General features: G+C 70.9%; 13 protein-coding genes. 5 read left to right on the plus strand and 8 right to left on the minus strand.

Annotated elements, in window-relative coordinates:
* Positions 1-109 precede the first annotated feature (109 nt).
* On the plus strand, positions 110-700 hold the full coding sequence (locus J2W78_RS07910) for a hypothetical protein (protein WP_253369514.1): 591 nt from the start codon (positions 110-112) through the stop codon (positions 698-700).
* Between the two features lie 109 nt (positions 701-809).
* Here the strand turns inward: J2W78_RS07910 and J2W78_RS07915 are convergent, their stop codons facing one another.
* On the minus strand, positions 810-2,288 hold the full coding sequence (locus J2W78_RS07915) for an MFS transporter (protein WP_253369516.1): 1,479 nt from the start codon (positions 2,286-2,288) through the stop codon (positions 810-812).
* A 299-nt stretch (positions 2,289-2,587) separates the two neighbouring features.
* Here J2W78_RS07915 and J2W78_RS07920 point away from each other — a divergent pair, with 299 nt between their 5' ends.
* Complete coding sequence (locus J2W78_RS07920; RefSeq protein ID WP_253369518.1) at positions 2,588-2,812, plus strand: hypothetical protein; 225 nt, start codon at positions 2,588-2,590, stop codon at positions 2,810-2,812.
* 7 nt (positions 2,813-2,819) lie between these two features.
* On the opposite strand, the gene J2W78_RS07925 is transcribed toward J2W78_RS07920, so the two are convergent.
* From J2W78_RS07925 to J2W78_RS07945, 5 genes are all read right to left on the minus strand, one after another.
* Positions 2,820-3,908 carry an ABC transporter permease gene (locus tag J2W78_RS07925; protein WP_253369520.1) on the minus strand — a complete coding sequence of 363 codons (1,089 nt, stop codon included), beginning with the start codon at positions 3,906-3,908 and terminating at the stop codon, positions 2,820-2,822.
* The gene (locus J2W78_RS07930) at positions 3,905-4,828 is read right to left on the minus strand and encodes an ABC transporter permease (RefSeq protein WP_253369522.1); all 924 of its coding nucleotides are present in this window, start codon (positions 4,826-4,828) and stop codon (positions 3,905-3,907) included. The genes J2W78_RS07925 and J2W78_RS07930 overlap by 4 nt, the downstream gene beginning before the upstream one ends.
* 10 nt (positions 4,829-4,838) lie before the next feature.
* Positions 4,839-6,437, minus strand: coding sequence for a peptide ABC transporter substrate-binding protein (locus J2W78_RS07935; RefSeq protein ID WP_253369524.1), 1,599 nt, complete (start codon positions 6,435-6,437; stop codon positions 4,839-4,841).
* Between the two features lie 311 nt (positions 6,438-6,748).
* Positions 6,749-7,186 carry a GlcG/HbpS family heme-binding protein gene (locus J2W78_RS07940; RefSeq protein ID WP_253369525.1) on the minus strand — a complete coding sequence of 146 codons (438 nt, stop codon included), beginning with the start codon at positions 7,184-7,186 and terminating at the stop codon, positions 6,749-6,751.
* A gap of 84 nt (positions 7,187-7,270) precedes the next feature.
* Positions 7,271-7,723, minus strand: coding sequence for an OsmC family protein (locus J2W78_RS07945; protein ID WP_253369527.1), 453 nt, complete (start codon positions 7,721-7,723; stop codon positions 7,271-7,273).
* Between the two features lie 148 nt (positions 7,724-7,871).
* On the opposite strand from J2W78_RS07945, the gene J2W78_RS07950 reads away from it, so the two are divergent.
* A complete protein-coding gene (locus tag J2W78_RS07950) occupies positions 7,872-8,588 on the plus strand; it encodes a dihydrofolate reductase family protein (protein ID WP_253369529.1) in 717 nt (238 codons plus the stop codon).
* On the opposite strand, the gene J2W78_RS07955 is transcribed toward J2W78_RS07950, so the two are convergent.
* Positions 8,564-9,604 carry an alpha/beta hydrolase gene (locus J2W78_RS07955; RefSeq protein ID WP_253369531.1) on the minus strand — a complete coding sequence of 347 codons (1,041 nt, stop codon included), beginning with the start codon at positions 9,602-9,604 and terminating at the stop codon, positions 8,564-8,566. The genes J2W78_RS07950 and J2W78_RS07955 overlap by 25 nt on opposite strands.
* 328 nt (positions 9,605-9,932) lie before the next feature.
* On the opposite strand from J2W78_RS07955, the gene J2W78_RS07960 reads away from it, so the two are divergent.
* Positions 9,933-11,309: an MFS transporter gene (locus J2W78_RS07960; protein WP_253369533.1), complete on the plus strand. Its 1,377-nt coding sequence runs from the start codon at positions 9,933-9,935 to the stop codon at positions 11,307-11,309.
* A gap of 96 nt (positions 11,310-11,405) precedes the next feature.
* Here the strand turns inward: J2W78_RS07960 and J2W78_RS07965 are convergent, their stop codons facing one another.
* The gene (locus J2W78_RS07965; RefSeq protein WP_253369535.1) at positions 11,406-13,271 is read right to left on the minus strand and encodes an ABC-F family ATP-binding cassette domain-containing protein; all 1,866 of its coding nucleotides are present in this window, start codon (positions 13,269-13,271) and stop codon (positions 11,406-11,408) included.
* Between the two features lie 137 nt (positions 13,272-13,408).
* Between J2W78_RS07965 and J2W78_RS07970 the strand changes: the two genes are divergently transcribed.
* Complete coding sequence (locus J2W78_RS07970; RefSeq protein ID WP_253369537.1) at positions 13,409-14,635, plus strand: acyl-CoA dehydrogenase family protein; 1,227 nt, start codon at positions 13,409-13,411, stop codon at positions 14,633-14,635.
* Positions 14,636-14,695 lie beyond the last annotated feature (60 nt).

Genomic DNA, 14,695 nt, shown 5'->3' on the forward strand with positions numbered 1-14,695 from the left:
CACGCCTGCAGGACTGTCTGTGAAAGAAACTTCTCGCCCACCCGCGCCAAATGCGGAATAATGCCAGCCGGCCGCTCCCACGGAGCGGCGGCAGGCGCGAGGACGTGGCATGATCCACGGTGGCGTGACCGAGAGCGGCTCTCACCCGAGTGGCTCGAACCTTGGCGGCTTGGTCCAGAGCGCTGCGACCGAGCTCGGCCTGTCCCCCGAACCCGCGGGGGTCCCGGACGAGCAGCCGCTCGCCGCCCTGCCCAGCGAGCCGGTGACGCTGGCCGAATCCCTGATGAGCGAAGCGGGCTGGGGCCCGGAGAACTTCGGCGCCGAGGGCCCGAACCCGCCCTACCTGCGCATCGGCGGCAAACTGTGGGTGACGCTCACCGAGTTCGAGCCCTGCTTCGCCTCGTTCCGCCGCGACCGTGGCCCGTTCCGCTCGAAGGTCGCGATCGCCAGCCACCTCGCCAAGTACGACGCGATCATGGTCGATCCGCTGGCCTTCGAGGAATGCTTCGGCCCCGGCGAGGGCAACCAGACCGTGTTCCCGTTCGGTGCGTGGCTGGAGATCCGCCGCGTCGGCTTCGGCGGGCTGGAATTGTGGGGCAAGCGCCAGGGCGCCGTGACCCTGCCGCTCGACGCCCTGGCGGTGGGGTCGGCGATCTGGCTGCGGCGGAAGGGCTCGGCACCGCGCTCTGCATCGACGTGAGCCTCTCGGACGGTTGACGTCGATCGGTTCGTAAACCGCCGGCCTCCTCCCTCTCCCCGCAAGCGGGGCGAGGGGATGCGCGATGAGCGAACAGCGCTTCTGAGGAACCTCACGCCGAAGCCAGCGGCTTCGACACGTCCTCCAGGGACTTGCCCTCGGCCGCCGTGCCCCAGATCCAGCCGACGATGGCTGCCACCGCCATCAGGGCCGCACCGATGAAGTAGCCGACCAGCACGAGGTCGCGCGAGCCCGTCTCCACCAGCGCGCCGAACAGCAGTGGCCCCGAGACGCCGCCGATGCCGGTGCCGATGGCGTAGAAGGCGGCGATCGCCAGCGCGCGAATCTCCAGCGGGAAAGTCTCGGCCACCGTGAGGTAAGCGGAACTCGCCGCGGCGGAGGCGAAGAAGAACACGCCCATCCAGGCCGCCGTCTGGCCCCAGGGGCCGAGCATGTCGGCGCGGAAGACAAGGCCGACCACGACGAGCAGCACCGCCGAGATGCCGTAGGTGAAGGCGATCATCGGGCGCCGGCCCACGGTGTCGAACAGCCGGCCGAGCAGCAGCGGACCGAGGAACGAGCCGAGCGCGAAGGGCAGCAGGTACCAGCCGACATCGCCGCCGGGCACGTTGTAGAAGCGCTCCAGCACCAGCGCGTAGGTGAAGAACAGCGCGTTGTAGAAGAACGCCTGGGCGATCATCAGCGCGAGGCCGACCATGGTCTGGCGCCGGTTGGTGACGAACAGGGCGTTGGCAACCTCCGCGAGCGGGGTGTGGCTGCGGACCTTGAGCTTGAGGCGGCGCGACGCGTCGGGCGGGGGCAGGGTGATGCCGTCATCCGTGAAGCGCTTCTCGATGCCCGTTACCACCCGGTCGGCCTCCGCGGCGTAGCCGTGGGTGACGAGCCAGCGCGGGCTCTCCGGGATCCAGGTGCGCAGGAGCAGGATGACGAGGCCGATGCCGCCGCCGACGAAGAAGGCGATGCGCCAGCCATAGGCCGGGTCGATCCATTCCGGGCGCAGGAGCGCGATCGACAGGAACGAGCCGAGCGCCGCCCCGATCCAGAACGAGCCGTTGATGACGAGATCCGTCCAGCCGCGCACGCGCGCCGGGATCAACTCCTGGATGGTCGAGTTGATCGCGGTGTACTCGCCGCCGATGCCGGCTCCCGTGAGGAAGCGGAACAGGCAGAAGCTTGCAATATTCCACGACAGGCCCGTGGCGGCGGTGGCGGCGAGGTAGAGCGCCAGGGTGATGAAGAACAGCTTCTTTCGCCCGATCCGGTCGGTGAGCCAGCCGAAGCCGATGGCGCCGACGACCGCGCCGACGAGGTAGGAGCTGGCCGCCAGTCCGACATCGAACTCGGTGAAGGACATCGGCGCCTTGCGCAGCGCGCCGACGAGGGCACCGGCCAGGGTCACTTCGAGCCCGTCGAGCACCCAGGTGATGCCGAGGGCGACGATGACGAGGGTGTGGAAGCGGCCGAAGGGCAGGCGGTCGAGGCGGGCGGCGATGTCGGTGTCGACGACCGTGCCGGTTGCGACGCGCTCGGGGGCTGCGGCCCCGGCCTGACCTTCCGCTACGCTCGTCATGGACCCTCCGTTTACCCTGACTCGGCAAATGTGTTCGCAAGTCCCACCCGGCGGAAGACCGAGGGCAGGGCATATCGGCGTTCGGAAACGCTTCAGGTTGCGGAATAGCCCCATTCGCCGGGCCACCCGCCATGAATTTTTTCGCACATCTCACGGCTAGAGTATCGGCCTGGATATCGGATCCAGGCCGATACTCTAGCCTTCTGATTTCACATCGTCTTTTTCCGAAAGCCGGAGACCACCTTTCGGGACGATGCTCTAGAACCCTGCTCCCGCCGGTGGCCGCCGGGCTGGCCTCCATGGGGGCCGTGCTCGCAGTTTCCACACTGGCGAGCGCCGGCGGCGCCGAGCGCTGGGCGCTGCGCCCCAAGACGGTGCTTGCTCCGGCTGCATCGGAGCCCGGTCCGATCGAGCCCGCCCCGGCCTTGCGCGGATCGAAGGCCATTCCGGTCTCGGAGATGCCCGGCGAGCGGCGCACGGTGCGCATCGTCTACCAGGGCTATCTGCCAGCCGAGTCCCGCTGAAGCGGGGTCAGCGGGTCTCAGCGGACAGCCGCGGGTCGAGCGCCTCGCCGAGGCCGTCGCCGAGCCGGTTCAGGGCAACCAGGGTGACCACGAGGAAGCAAGCGGGCGCGGCGAGCATCCAGGGCGCGGATTCGAGCGCGCGGGCACCTTCCGCGATCAGCACGCCCCAGGAGGTGTCGGGCTCCTGCACGCCGAGGCCGAGGAACGACAGGAAGCTTTCCAAAAGGATCACCCGCGGGACCAGCAGGGTCGCCGCGGCGATGATCGGCCCCAGCGTGTTCGGTACGATGTGGCGGAGAAGGATCGTGCCCGTGCCCGCCCCGAGGGCCGAGGCGGCGCGGACGAAGTCGCGGTCCCTGAGGGAAAGCGTCTGGGTGCGGACGATGCGGGCCATGTCGAGCCACTCGACCGCGGCCACCGCCACCAGCACCAGCCACAGGCCCGCGCGGAAGAACACCAGCAGCATGATAACGAAGTACACGAAGGGCAGGGCGTAGAGGATGTCGAGGAGGCGCATCATCAGTGCATCGACCGTGCCTCCGGCCATCCCCGAGACCGCACCGTAGGCGACGCCGATCAGCAGGGCGGCGAGCGCCGCGGTCAGCCCGATCAGCAGGGAGACCTGCCCCGCCGCGAGGCAGCGGGTGAGGAGGTCGCGCCCGAGCGCATCGGTGCCGAGGAAGAAATACAGCTCTCGGATCGGCGCCTCGACCACGAGCCGGCGCCCGTCCGCGGACCGCTCCCGCACCTGTACCTCACCGAACAGGCCGGAGCGGGGCAGCAAGCGCAAGGAGCGCGCGTCGATGGGTTTTGGCGCCGTCAGGGTCAGCCGCACCCGGTCGCCGTCCTGCACCACATCCTCCAGCGTCACCCGCATCCGAAAGGCGAGGCGCGTCAGGGCGGGGCGCACCGCGTCGGGCCGCGGGTGGGCAGCGAGGCTCGGGGCGACCCGGACGAAATCCGGATAGATCCGCTCGGGCGGGTGGCCTGTGAGAGGCGGGCCGACAAAGCAGGCCAGGGCGATCAGGGCGAGGCTCGCCAGTGCGGCAAGCGCCGAGCGGTCGCGGACGAGGCGGCGAACGAGCGCCGGGCTCATGCCGACAGCCTCACGCGCGGATCGAGGGCGGCGGCGATGAGATCGGCGATCAGGTTGAAGACGATCACCAGCACCGCGACCAGGATCACCGTGCCCATCACCAGGGTGTAGTCGCGGTTGAGCGCCCCCTCGACGAAGTAGCGGCCGATGCCGGGCAGGCCGAAGATGGTCTCGACCACCACCGAGCCGGTCATCAGCCCCGCCGCCAGCGGCCCGAGGGTGGCGACCACGGGGAGCAGCGCCCCGCGCAAAGCGTGCCGGGCGATGCGCACGCGCGACAGCCCCATGGCGCGCTGCGTGCGGATATGCGGCTGGATCAGCACCTCGCCGAGCGAGGCGCGGGTGAGCCGGGCGATGCCGGCCGCGTGGGGCAAGGCCAGGGTGAGCACCGGTAGTACGAGGTTTTGCGGCGCGCCGTCGGCCCAGCCGCCGACCGGGAGCCATGCCAGCCCGAGACCGAACACGATCTGGAGCAGGGGGGCGGTGACGAAGTTCGGCACCGCGAGACCGAGGGAGGCGGCCAATCCCACCAGCCGATCGGCGGCCCCGCCGCGGTTGAGCGCGGCGAGGCTCCCCAGCGCCAAGCCGAGGGCTAGCGCGAGGACGAGCGCGAGCCCGCCGAGCGTCACCGAGACCGGAAGCCCCCGCGCGAACAGGTCGGTCACGGTGAGATCGCGAAAGGTGAAGGAAGGGCCGAGATCGCCCCGCAGGAGGCTCGTGAGATAGCGCCCGAACTGCACGATCAGCGGCTGGTCGAGACCGTAGACCCGGCGCAGATTCTCCATCGCCGCCGGCGGCAGCGGGCGCTCCAGATCGAACGGCCCGCCCGGCGCCAGCCGGATCAGGAAGAAGCTGCCCGCCACCACGAGGAACAGGGTCGGCAGGCTCTGGGCGATCCGGCGCAGGATCAGCGGGATCATATCAGCGGGATCATGGATCGAGCCGGAGATAGCGGGTGGGGGCGACGTTGCGGATGTTCGGGTGCACCCCGTGCAGCCGTGGCGAGACGAGCGCCTTAGAGCGGTAATGCAGCAGCGGCACCCAGGGCAGTTCGTCGAGCACGAGGGTTTCGGCCTCGAACAGCATCCGCGCGCGGGCCTCGACGTCGCGCTCCTGCGCCGCCCGCGTCAGCAGACCGTCGAAGGCTGCATTCGACCAGCGCCCGGCATTGAACCCGTCATTGCCGGTGCGGAGCAAGAACAGAAAGTTCTGCGGGTCGGAATAGTCGGCGACCCAGGACATCCGGGCGAGGTCGAAGGAGCCGCCGTCGCGCAGATAGGCGAAGTGGGTCTTGGCATCGGTGGAGACGAAGCGGGTCACGACGCCGATGCCGCGCCACGCGTCCGCCAGCGCGATCGCCGTGTTGCGGTTGTTGTCGGTGACGTTGAAGCGGTACTCGACCGTCAGCGGATGGCCCGGCCCGTAGCCGGCTTGCCCCAGCAGCCGCAGCGCCTCCTCCTCGCGGTCGATCGGCCCGTCCTCGCGCCCCGGCAGGAGCGGGGGCGGCAGAGCGTTGTCGAGGCCCGGCGGGCAGAACGAATAGGCCGGGGCCATGGTCTGCCCCCAGACGATCTCGGCCAGGAATTCCCGGTCGATGGCGAGGGACAAGGCGCGGCGCACCCGCGCATCGTCGAAGGGTTTTTTACGCAGGTTGAAGGCGATGGCGAGAAGCCCGAGCCCCGGCCCGAGCTGCACCTGGGGGCCGAAGCGCTCCTTCAGCGAGGCGATCTGGTCGGCGGGCAGGTCGGAGAGGGAATCGATCTCGCCGGCCGCATAGCGCCGCACCGCCGCGGCGAGATCCGGGGTCGGGATGATGTCGATCCGCTCGATCGGGATCGCGGCGGCGTCGCGGTAATGCGGGTTCTTCGTCAGGGTGATGCGGTCGTTCGGCACCCAATCGACCAGGGCGTAGGGGCCGTTCGAGACGAGATTGCCGGGCCGCGCGAAGGCATCGCCCCAGCGCTCCAGCGAGGGGCGGTGGACCGGCAGCGAGGCCTGGTGCGTCAAGAGTTCGAGGAGGTAGGGGACCGGCTCGGCGAGCGCGATCTCCAGCGTTTGGGGATCGGGGGCCGTCACCCCCAGGGTCTCCGGCGGCTGCTCGCCCGCGTTGACGGCCGCCGCCCCGCGGATCGGGAACAGCACCTCGGCGTATTTCGCCGCCGTCTTCGGATCGAGGATCCGGCGCAGCGAGAACAGGAAATCGTCCGCCGTCACCGCATCGCCGTTCGACCAGCGCCCATCGGATCGCAGAGTGAAGCGGTAGGTGAGGCGGTCGTCGGAGACGGTCCAGCGCTCGGCCATGCCGGGGATGATGGTGCCGCGGTTGTCGTAGGTCAGCAGCCCCTCGAACAGGTCGCGCAGGATATGCGCCTCGGCCACCGTCGAGGTCTTGTGCGGATCGAGCGTTTCCGGGTCGGCGTCGTTGCCGCGGCGGTAGACGCGCGGTGCCGCCCGCGCCGGGGCGGGGAGGGCGAGCCCGGCAGCCAAAGCTGCGCCGGTTTGCAGGATGGTGCGCCGGAGGAGGCTCATAGGCGGCTCACCCGACGCTTCGGCGATGGCACGGCGCCAAGCGGCTTACGGACAGGCGAACCGGCTCCCGACGCATCCCCTCGCCCCGCAAGCGGGGAGAGGGTCGCGGCGACCTTGTCGTCGGCGCGACGAGGCGGCAGCCGAAGGTGAGGGGGCGGCCACGGAGGAGTCGCATCCGGAAACACCCCCTCACCGCCGCTTCGGCTTCGCCTGCGCTTCCCGCAGGCACGACAAGGTGCCTGCGTGCCTCTCCCCGCCCGGCGGGGAGAGGGGAGGGGCGGTGCGGGCCTTCGAACACGGCCGTCAGGCCCTCAGGCCCCCGTCTCGCCCTTCAAGCCCGCCGCCTCGATACCGGCCAGCGCGCAGATCTCGTCGTTGTCGGAGGTGTCGCCGGAGACGCCCACCGCGCCGAGCAGGCGGCCGTCGGCATCGCGGATCAGCACGCCGCCGGGCACCGGCACCAGGGCGTCCGGGCCGACGAGGTGGCTCACCGCGGCGACGAAATGCGGCTGCTCCTCGGCCCGCTTGGCGATCGCCCGCGAGCCGAGCCCGAGCGCCAGCGCACCGTTGGCCTTACCGCGGGCGATCTCCGCCCGGCGCAGCGAGGTGCCGTCCTCGGCCGCTAGGCACTTGAGGGCGCCGCGGGCATCGTAGACGACTATGGCGAGCGGCTTGAGGTCCCGCTCGCGGGCGGTCTTCAGGGCGGTCGCTACGAGGGTCTGGGCGGCGGCGAGCGTCAGGTCTGTCATCAGAATATCCTCGCGGATGTCCTCGAAGGGCAGGTCGTCCCGCGGACATGCACCGGCGGGGCCGGTTTCGCCAAGCGCGCGCCTTCAGGCGATCGTCACCTCGGTCCGCACCGAGTTGGCGATGAAGCAGGTCTCGTGCGCCTCATGGTGGAGCGCGGCGAGCCGCTCCGCATCGGGCGCCGCGCCGGCCCAGTCGAGGCGCGGATGCAGCACCACCCGCGTCACCGCCTGCCGGCCGGGGGCGATCTCCGCCATCGTGCCCTCGGCATGGTCGCGGTAAGACCGCGCGACGAAGCCGGCGAGCCGGGCGACGTGGAGGAAGCTCAGCATGTGGCAGGTCGAGAGCGCCGCCACCAACATCTCCTCGGGATCGACCGCCGCCGCCACCGCCCACTTGCCGACGACGTGCGGCGAGGCCGAACCGGCCAGCTCCACCCCGCCATCGAAGCGTACGGTGTGGCCGCGGCTGTAGCGCCCGGCGGAAAAGTCTTCGCCCGCAGCCAGCGCCCAGCGGACATCCGCGGTGTAGGTCGCCATCCTCGCCTCCCGATCCGTCGGCGTCAGCCTATCCGGCGCGGGCGCCTTCGGCCAAGCCGGCGGCGCGGCGCCGCGGCGGCGCGCACTGGCGCAGTGAGGCAACCGGTCTAGTTCCGCCTCCACCCTCGAGAGCAGGAACCCTGACGCCATGGCTGACATATCGGAGCGCCCTCACGTCCTGTGCCACATGACCACCTCGGTCGATGGGCGCATCAAGGTCCGGCGCTGGACCACCATCGACGCGGATTCGCACTACGAGGACGTCCACAAGCAGCTTAAGGGCGACGCCTGGATGTGCGGGCGCATCACCATGCAGGGCTACGCCGACAGCGCGAAGCCGCTGGCCGCCGATCCGCCTGAGGAGCCGGTGTCGCGTGAGGATCACGTCGCCCGCACCGATGCGTCCGGCTACGCGGTGGCGCTCGATGCCCGCGGCGCGATGGATTGGGGGGCGCGCAACGACATCGAGGGCGATCACGTCATCGTGCTGACGACGGGACAGGCCTCGGACGACCGCCTGCGACGCCTGAAGGCCGGGGGCCAGTCCTACATCCTGGCCGGCGAGCACGAGGTCGATTTCGCCCTGGCGCTGGCCAAGCTGAAGCGCCTGTTCGGCATCGAGCGGCTGCTGGTCGAGGGCGGCGGGCGCGTCAACGGCTCGCTGCTGAAGGCCGGGCTCGTGGACGAGCTGAGCTTGCTGCTCGCACCCGCCGTCGATGGCGTGCTCGGCACGCCGGCCCTGTTCGACTTCGAGGGCGGGGAGGGCGAGTCCATGGGCTCGCGCCGCCGCCTCACCCGCACCGCCTGCGAGCCGTTCGACGACGGTACGGTCTGGCTGCGCTACCGCATCGAAGCGGCCGGCTGATCGCGCTTCTCGCGATGGGCGGCGAGGAAGGCGTCGTAGGCGCTCGTCACCGCCGGCCGGTTCTCGAAATGCGGGAAGGCGCCGGTCGGCAGCCGCAGGATCGTCCAGTTCGGGCGGCCCGCCACCTCGCCGACATGGCGGTAATCGACGAAGTCGCCCCGCGCCCCGTGCACCATGAAAATCGGGAGCGTCAGCGCCTCGTAGACCCGCGTGGTGTCGTCGGGGAACAGGTAGCCGGAGAGGAACGAGAAGGGCGCGTGCTCGGCCCCCGGCTGGCGGGCCGAGAGCTGATCGTAGGCGAGCAGGCCCTCGTCGATGTCGCGGCTGCCCCAGGTCTTCTCCAGGAAGAAGCGCACGCTCGGCCGGCTCACCAGCGCGTCGAAGAGCGGGCGGCCCCAGAGCGGGAAGGCGGCGAGCCCTCGCGCCAGCGGCTTGCCGCGGTTGGCGTTCGCCGGGCCGCGCCCGGAGAGGCGGGCGTCGAATCCAGTTGGGCTGATGAGGCCGAGTGTCGAAAACAGGTCCGGCCGCTCCAGCGCGGCGCGGGCGAGATAGGCGCAAGGCAGCGACAGCGCCATCGCGTCGAGCGCCCCGCCGCCATGGCGGCTGGCGATCTCGGCCGCGGCGTCGAGGATCGCATCGGTCATCAGCCGGGGCGTGTAGATCCGGTCCGCCCGCTCGGAATGGCCGAAGCCCGGCAGTTCGAGCGCGTAGACCGGGCGGGTGGTCCGGTAATGCTCGTAGAGCGGCTTGACCTCGTAGGCGTTGGCCGCCGCATTGACGGAGTGGATCAAGAGGAGCGGCCGCCCGCCCTGGGCATCCGAGACGTAGAGGTTCACCCGGCCCGCCCGCGTGCGCAGATTGCTGCGCCGCCCCGGCAGGGCCGGGGGCAGGGGGCCGGCCCGGTTCAGCCCGAGATGGCTCCACGCGATCCAGGCGCCAGCCGCCGCCAGCGGCAGCAGGGCGAGGGCGCCGGCCTTGCCGCTCTTTCGTGTTCCGGGATGGCTCGTGCCGCGCATGGTTCCTCCGCTTCAGAGTGCCTCACGACACTCCCGATGACCGATCGTCTCCGTTCTGGGCACGACGGCGCAGTGGGAGTTTCGTGAGAGACACTCAGCCTCGCGCCGGACAACGCGGGGCGGGGGCCGGCGTTGCCGATGGACTGCCGCCCGGCCTGCACCCCACGGTTCACACCGCGACGCCTTCCCGCGAGAGCATCGTCCTGGATACCGGATCCAGGACGATGCTCTCGGCACTTGTTTTTGCATCATCTTTTTCCGAAAGCCGGCAACCACCATTCGGGACGATGCTCTAGGCTCGCAGGAGCGCGAAGGGGAAAGAAGCCGAATGCCGGATCGGAAACCGGAGATCCACGTCCTCGCGGTCGCCGCCGTCCTGACGGGCCTCGGGATGGGGGTGCTGCCGACCACGGGGATGGTGATCCTGATGCCGTGGGTGATGCAGCAAGGGGCGTTCCCGGTCGCCACGGCCGCGCTGATTCAGGCGATGCACACCTACGGGTTGATCCTGGGCGCGCTGCCGATGGCGGCGCTCGCCGCGCGCCTCGGGCCGCGCCGCAGCTTCCTCGCCGCGATCCTCGCGCTGACCGGGCTCGTCCCCGCCGCCTCCCTGCCGCTCGACCTCGCGCCGCTGCTGGCTTTGCGCTTGGCGCAAGGCGCGGCTTCCGCGCTTCTCCTCTGCGCGGGCTGGAGCCTGCTGCGCCGCCTCTTCGGCGAGGCGCGCCTCGGGCTCGGCCTCGGCATCATGGAACTTGCCGCCCTGCCGGCACTGCTGCTGCTTCAGATGTCGGCGGGGTTCGCACTCTCGTTCCTGGGAAGCCTCGGCATCGTCGTCCCCGCGCTCCTCCTGGCGGGGCCGAGCCTGATCCTCGGGCTTATCGCCCTGCCGACGGAGGACGCGCCGCGGCCGCGCTTCGACGGGCTCGGCGCGCTCCTCTCGGTGCTCTGCCTCGGGCTGTTGCTGACCGCCGTGCCGCTTGCGGCAATCAGGCCGGTGATGGCCCTGCTGTTGCTCAATCTCGGCCTGATGCTGTCGGCGCTGTGGATCTGGCAGCAATGGCGGCGGCCGGCACCACTGCTGCCGCTAGATCTTCTCGCGCGCCCCGGGCTCGCGTGGCCGCTGGCCGCCGCGTTCGCGGGCACCATCGCCCTCACCGCGGCGGACACGGCCCTGCTCTCCGGCCTCAACGCCTTCGACGGCCTGTCGCAGGAGGGCGTGGGCGCTGTGTTCCTGGGGCTGGCCGCCCTCACCGCCGGGGCGGGCTTTCTCGCCGGCCGGTCCGGCGCCCCGCGTCTCGCCCGGATCGGGATGGGGCTCGCCGCACTCGGCCTTGCCGCGCTCGCCACGGGAGTCGCGGATGGCGGGACGGCGCGCGCCTGGACGATCCTGGCCGCCGGCCTTCTCGCCTTCGGCATCGGCCGCGGCCTGTTCACCGTCGCCAACATCCTGGCGCTGCTGCGGGCAGCACCACCCGAGCGCACGGCCGCGGCGACCGGGCTGTTCGTCCTCGCGGGCGGGCTCGGGACGCTGCTCGGCCCGGTCACCCTCATGCAGCTCCCGGCCCTGGTCTTTCCGGCCGCCGAGGTTTCCGTCGGGTTTTGGCTCGGGCTCGCGGCAGGAGCGGCAGGGGTCGCGACCCTGCTCAGCCGGTCCGGCGCGAAGACCGAGCCGCACAGCGGACGCGTCGCGCGAGAACCTGTCTGAGAGACGGTTTGCCCGGCCTGTCCCGGCCCATATGGCCCCGCCCGTAAACCGCGTTCGAAAAGGCTCAGGCCGTCGGACCGGTGCGCAGCGCGACGTTCAGGCCGCCGCCTCGATCTCGCCGCTGACCTCCAGCCACTCCTCTTCCGCCTTGGCCAGGGCGTCGGCGGCCTCGGCGCGCATGCGGGCGATATCGCCGGCCTTGGCCGCGTCCTTGAGGAAGGCCGTGCCGTCGGCCAGAGCCGCGTCGATCTTGGCGATCGCCGCCGAGAGCTTGGCCATGCGCGCCTCGATCCCGTCGAGCCGCTTGCGCAGCGGCGCCAGCGCCGCGCGGCGCTCCACCGCCGAGCGGCGCGCCTCGGCCTTCTGCCCGCCGGTGCCCTCGCCGGACGTATCCACCCGCTCCGGGCCGGCGAGCACGAGGCGGCGGTAATCGTCCATGTCGCCGTCGAAGGACTTCACCGAGCCGTCGCCAACGATCCAGAGCCGGTCGGCGCAGGCCTCGATCAGGAAGCGGTCGTGGCTGACGAGGATCACCGCCCCCTCGTAGTCGTTGATCGCCTCGACCAAAGCCTGCCGGCTCTCGATGTCGAGGTGGTTGGTCGGCTCGTCGAGGATCAGCAGGTGCGGCCCGTCGAAGGCGGCGAGCCCCATCAGGAGCCGCGCCTTCTCGCCACCGGAAAGCTTCTCCACCGGCGTATCGGCTTTCGAGGCGGGGAAGCCCAGCCGGGCGGCGGCCGAGCGCACCTTGGCCTCGGGCGCGTCAGGCATCCGGTCGCGCACATGCGCCACCGCGCTCTCAGCCGGGCGCAGCTCGTCGAGCTGGTGCTGGGCGAAGTAGGCGACCTCCATCTTCGAGGAGCGCCGCATCTCGCCCGCGAGCGGGGGCAGCCGCCCGCCGATCAGCTTGCAGAAGGTCGACTTGCCGTTGCCGTTGGCGCCCAAGAGCGCCACCCGGTCGTCGGGGGCGAGGCTGAGATTGAGGCCCGACAGCACGATGCGCTCGCCGTAGCCGGCATTCACCCGCTCCATCGCCACGATCGGCGGCGAGAGCGGCTTTTCCGGGCTCGGTAGGTGGATCACCGGCACCTCGTCTTCGAGAAGTGCTGCGATCGGCTCCATCTTGGCGAGCCGCTTCATCCGCGACTGGGCCTGACGGGCCTTCGTGGCCTTGGCCTTGAAGCGGTCGATGAAGCTTTGCAGATGCGCCCGCTCCACCTCCTGCTTGGCCTTGGCCTTGGCCTGGAGCACTCGCTTCTCGGAGAGCTGGCGGGCAAAGCTGGTGTAGCCGCCGCGGTAGATCGTGAGCTTGCCGCGGTCGAGATGCAGGATGTGATCGACGGACGTGTCGAGCAATTCCCGGTCGTGGCTGATGATGACGGCGGTGCGGGGATACTTCTCGAGGTAGTCGTAGAGCCAGAGCGTGCCCTCGATGTCGAGATAGTTGGTGGGCTCATCGAGGAGTAGCAGGTCGGGCTCGGAGAACAGCACTGCGGCCAGCGCCACCCGCATCCGCCAGCCGCCGGAGAAGTCCGCGCAGGGGCGCGCTTGCGCCGCCGCGTCGAAGCCCAGACCGTGCAGGATCGCCGCGGCGCGGGCCGGGGCGGAGTGCGCGCCGATATCGACCAGCCGCGTCTCGATCTCGGCCCGGCGCAGGCCGTCGGCGGTGTCCGCCTCCTGCATCAGCCGGGCGCGCTCGGTGTCGGCGGCGAGCACGACCGCGTGCAGGGTCTCGGGGCCGGCGGGGGCCTCCTGCGCCACCGCGCCGATGCGCATGCCCTTGGGCAGCGAGACCGCACCGGCATCGGTCGGCAATTCGCCCAGGATCGCCCGGAACAGCGTGGTCTTGCCCGCCCCGTTGCGGCCGACGAGGCCGACCCGCGCCCGGTCGGGAATCGCGAAGGTCGCGGCATCGAGGATGACCCGCTCGCCGATGCGGTAGGTGAGATCGTTGACGCGCAGCATGAGCGGCGTTCTGGGGGCGGGCGCCGGGAAGCGCAAGAGCAGCGACAGCGCGCAGGCCTTCCGCGGGTCCTGCGCGAACGTTTTGCCAACTTGAGCGTTCGCGTCGGGCGAGAACGACGAGAATCGAGGGAGGAACCATGGGCAAGCCGGGCTTCAAGGCGCCACGCCCGCCGGAACTGCACTCGCCCTGGCGCACGGAGAAACGCGCGGCGCTCCAAGAGGAGGCCCGCGCCTTTGCCCGCGACGTGATCCTGCCACTGGCCGACGAACTCGACCCGCAGAAGGGCGAGATGCCCCGCTCGCTCATCGACGCGATGGCGCGGAAGGGCTGGTTCGGCATCACCATCCCGGCCGAGTACGGCGGGATGGGTCTCGGCGTGTTCGAGTACTGCCTGATCTCGGAGGAACTCGCCCGCGCGTGGCTCTCCACCGGGTCGATCCTGGCCCGCGGCCAGGGGCTCGGCACCCAGACGCTCGACGACGAGAGCCGCCGGGCGCTGCTGGCCAAATCCGCCAAGGGGCAGTGGATCGGCTCGATCGCGCTCTCCGAACCCACCGCCGGCTCGGATCTCGCCGGCGTGCAGACCCGCGCCGTGCGCGAGGGCGACGAATGGGTGCTCACCGGCACCAAGCGCTGGGCCGGCTTCGCGAAAGGAGCCGACTTCATCGAGGTGCTGGCCCGCGTGCGCGACCCCGAGCCCGGCGAGCCGCGCTCGGCCGGCCTGGAGCCCTTCCTCGTGGTCAAGGAGCCCGGCACCTTCCCCAAGGGCATGACCGGCACCGTCATCGACAAGATCGGCTATCACGGCTTCCTCACCTTCGAGCTGAACCTCGACGGGGTGCGGGTGCCCGAGCGCGACCGGCTCACCGGTCTCTACGGCGACGAGGGCGCGGATGCGGATTCCGGCGGCTTCGCCTCGGTGCAGCGCGGGCTCAACATCGCCCGCGTCCACACCGCCGCCCGCGCGGTCGGCGTGGCGCGCGCCGCGGTGGAGGATTGCACCGCCTACCTTCAGGAGCGCGAGCAGTTCGGCCAGCCGATCGGCCAGTTCCAGGCCCTGCGCTTCGCGCTGGCCGACATGGCGGCGGAGGTGGCGCAAGCCCGCGCCTACTGGCACCAGGTCGCCCACCTCCTCGACGAGGGCCTGCCCGCCGAGAGCGAATCGGCCGGGGTGAAGCTGCTGGCCACCGAGATGGCCGTGCGGGTGACGAACCAGGCGATGCAGCTCCACGGCGGCAACGGCTACACCACCGAGCGGCGGGTCGAGCGCTACTGGCGCGATGCGCGCCTCACCACGATTTTTGAAGGCACCAGCGAGATCCAGCGCCGCATTATCAGCGACCGGATGCTGCCGCGGGGGTGACCAGGGATGAGGATACCGGGCCCGCTCGCCTATCGGGCGGGCGGCAGGCCGCCTATATTT

The sequence above is a fragment of the Methylorubrum extorquens genome (assembly GCF_024169925.1).
Taxonomy (GTDB): Bacteria; Pseudomonadota; Alphaproteobacteria; order Rhizobiales; family Beijerinckiaceae; genus Methylobacterium; species Methylobacterium extorquens_A.

What these genes read in the sequence shown, in the direction of transcription:
- J2W78_RS07930 (WP_253369522.1), bottom strand. Translation starts at nt 4,828, where the DNA reads ATGATCCCGCTGATCCTGCGCCGGATCGCCCAGAGCCTGCCGACCCTG.
- J2W78_RS07935 (WP_253369524.1), bottom strand. Translation starts at nt 6,437, where the DNA reads ATGAGCCTCCTCCGGCGCACCATCCTGCAAACCGGCGCAGCTTTGGCT.
- J2W78_RS07940 (WP_253369525.1), bottom strand. Translation starts at nt 7,186, where the DNA reads ATGACAGACCTGACGCTCGCCGCCGCCCAGACCCTCGTAGCGACCGCC.
- J2W78_RS07965 (WP_253369535.1), bottom strand. Translation starts at nt 13,271, where the DNA reads ATGCTGCGCGTCAACGATCTCACCTACCGCATCGGCGAGCGGGTCATC.
- J2W78_RS07910 (WP_253369514.1), top strand. Translation starts at nt 110, where the DNA reads ATGATCCACGGTGGCGTGACCGAGAGCGGCTCTCACCCGAGTGGCTCG.
- J2W78_RS07920 (WP_253369518.1), top strand. Translation starts at nt 2,588, where the DNA reads ATGGGGGCCGTGCTCGCAGTTTCCACACTGGCGAGCGCCGGCGGCGCC.
- J2W78_RS07955 (WP_253369531.1), bottom strand. Translation starts at nt 9,604, where the DNA reads ATGCGCGGCACGAGCCATCCCGGAACACGAAAGAGCGGCAAGGCCGGC.
- J2W78_RS07925 (WP_253369520.1), bottom strand. Translation starts at nt 3,908, where the DNA reads ATGAGCCCGGCGCTCGTTCGCCGCCTCGTCCGCGACCGCTCGGCGCTT.
- J2W78_RS07945 (WP_253369527.1), bottom strand. Translation starts at nt 7,723, where the DNA reads ATGGCGACCTACACCGCGGATGTCCGCTGGGCGCTGGCTGCGGGCGAA.
- J2W78_RS07970 (WP_253369537.1), top strand. Translation starts at nt 13,409, where the DNA reads ATGGGCAAGCCGGGCTTCAAGGCGCCACGCCCGCCGGAACTGCACTCG.
- J2W78_RS07950 (WP_253369529.1), top strand. Translation starts at nt 7,872, where the DNA reads ATGGCTGACATATCGGAGCGCCCTCACGTCCTGTGCCACATGACCACC.
- J2W78_RS07960 (WP_253369533.1), top strand. Translation starts at nt 9,933, where the DNA reads ATGCCGGATCGGAAACCGGAGATCCACGTCCTCGCGGTCGCCGCCGTC.
- J2W78_RS07915 (WP_253369516.1), bottom strand. Translation starts at nt 2,288, where the DNA reads ATGACGAGCGTAGCGGAAGGTCAGGCCGGGGCCGCAGCCCCCGAGCGC.